This window comes from Nostoc sp. CHAB 5715, assembly GCF_020829685.1.
GTDB lineage: Bacteria > Cyanobacteriota > Cyanobacteriia > Cyanobacteriales > Nostocaceae > Nostoc.
The window spans coordinates 1-2,265 of the sequence record NZ_JAIVFR010001111.1; the positions used below are offsets into that span (position 1 = coordinate 1).

Genomic DNA, 2,265 nt, shown 5'->3' on the forward strand with positions numbered 1-2,265 from the left:
ATGAAGAAACGCTAATGACTAGGATGGCACAGGACGTAACCATTGAGATTCAAAGAGATTTCCCAGCTGTTATCCGCTTACCTAAAGTCAATCAAACCGTGAGCGTTACTGTTACAGCAAAAGCCGAATTAGCGGTCGCTTTACTTCAAGAGCCTAGCCACCATCTATTCAACACTTATCGCCGCAAAGGGCGCCCCAACAACCTTCGGGTTGAAACGCCCGAGAACGTAGGATGCACAGAGAAAGATTGTTTATTGCCACTGATGAAAACACTCATACGGACTGGGCAATGCGCCAAACCGGGATGTTCCACAAACAGCAGCAACCTAGTCTACCGGCATGAACAGAAGACAGTGGACACGATGCTATCGTGCGACTTAATCCACGGCGGTTATGCTCAATACGATGTAGTTGTACTCGTTAGCGGAGATGACGACTTCCTTCCACCACTCCGAACCGTGCTACTCCAGGGGACTTCGGCAATAAGAATCCATCCGAAACGCAACGGTACAAGAACTTCATTCCCTCAAGGCGGCGGGAAGTTTTTTGAGGTAGATTTATAAAATGCAGATCAATGACTTTAAATCAATCGTTACGACCTTTTCCGATCCAGGAACAGAACTTCTATTCGACAAAACGCAAATAGTCGTTTCAGTGAATGGCGACTTGATAATTGGAAATCTGTCGGTGAAGTCAGGAGATGTCTACGTTGATGAGGGAAGCGGGCCAGAACCAGCGAGCAAATGGATTCTAACAAGATTAGCGCGTCTTCCACTGTTGGCTGCGCGCCTCAAGGAGAGTATTCCACTTACAGAGTATTTCGTGCCACCAGCCGCCACTTTACTTCCAACGCTTGAAAAAGGACCACAAGAAAAAGCCATCACTACAGACAATGCATTGGTCACGGCATTAGAAACAATTAGTGATCGCAGCCCACTTGAAGCAACCGTGCTCTACATCACGAGCGATGCTGGCGAGGGAAAGACATCACTAATTAACCAAATGGCTCGTACGCAAGCAGATCTTTTCGTTCGCGGAGAAGCTGAATGGCTTGTAGTGCCTATTCCACTTGGCGGCCGACACTTTCTTAGATTTGACGATATCACCGTAGGCGTCCTTCAAAACCGTTATAGATTCCCTTTTCTTTATTACAACTCATTCCTAGCCCTTGTAAAGATGGGGGTAATTGTCCCTGCGTTTGATGGATTCGAGGAAATGTTTGTCGAAAGCAGTTCGGGAGAAGCGCTCTCGGCGATGGGGATACTTGTTGGATCACTAGATTCCCAAGGGGCTGTTATGGTTGCCGCCCGCAAAGCGTATTTCGAGTTTGAGAACCTTCGCATCCAAGAGCGGTTATTTGACACAATTCGAAACTTCTCCGTCGGTTTCGGAAAGCTTGAATTAAACCGTTGGAACAAAGCGCAGTTTATTGCATATTGCGACAAAAGACGTATTGACGATTCCGAAGCGCTTTACACCCGCGTCAGCGAACGACTTACGGAAGGCCACGCATTGCTAACGCGAGCAGTACTTGTGAAGCGACTTGTCGACGTCGCTATCAAGAGCACATCTCTGGATGAATTGCTTGAGAAACTGAGTAAATCAGGCGCCGATTTCTTTTCTGTATTTGTACGAGGACTTATCGAACGAGAGGCCAACGAAAAATGGATCGATCGATCGGGCGAACGTGAGGTTGGCACTCCTTTGATTAGCGTGAATGAGCATTGCGAGCTACTTTCACAAATCGCGGTGGCGATGTGGGAAGCGCGGGTCGATTATCTCAAGCGAGATTATCTTGAGTTTGTAGCTGATTACTTTAGCGAATCGAGCCGCAAGAACACATTCCAAGCGCAGCAAATTCGGGAACGCATTCGAGGGCACGCGATGCTAGTACCTTCGTCGAATGCACCTAATTCATTAGAGTTTGATCACGATGAATTCCGCCTCTTCTTCCTTGGCGAAGGAATAGCGAACTTGTTACGACCGCTCAATGACCGCGCCAAAGCGGACGTTTTCGGCGTCCTTCGCAGGGGCATATTACCCCGTCAAGCACAGCACGCTCTTGTGAGTGCCGTAACGCGAAGTTCAGACGAAAAGCGCATCGACACAATCAAGCTTTTGGCCACCGTTAGCCAAATGGATGCACAAGCTTCGTACACGCACGAGAATTGTGGAGATATCATTATTCGACTTATTAATGGCATCGAAAGCAACGATCTCGTTATAAGCGGACTGACATTTGGAACCGATTCTCTACGTGACAAG

The 2,265-nt window shown here is 47.8% G+C and carries 2 protein-coding genes; both read left to right on the plus strand.

Features of this window, described 5'->3' with window-relative positions:
• The first annotated feature begins 263 nt into the window (after positions 1-263).
• The gene (locus tag LC574_RS36540; protein WP_229458504.1) at positions 264-563 is read left to right on the plus strand and encodes an NYN domain-containing protein; all 300 of its coding nucleotides are present in this window, start codon (positions 264-266) and stop codon (positions 561-563) included.
• A gap of 1 nt (position 564) precedes the next feature.
• Positions 565-2,265: hypothetical protein (locus LC574_RS36545; protein ID WP_229458505.1), on the plus strand; the 1,701-nt coding region annotated here is incomplete at its 3' end.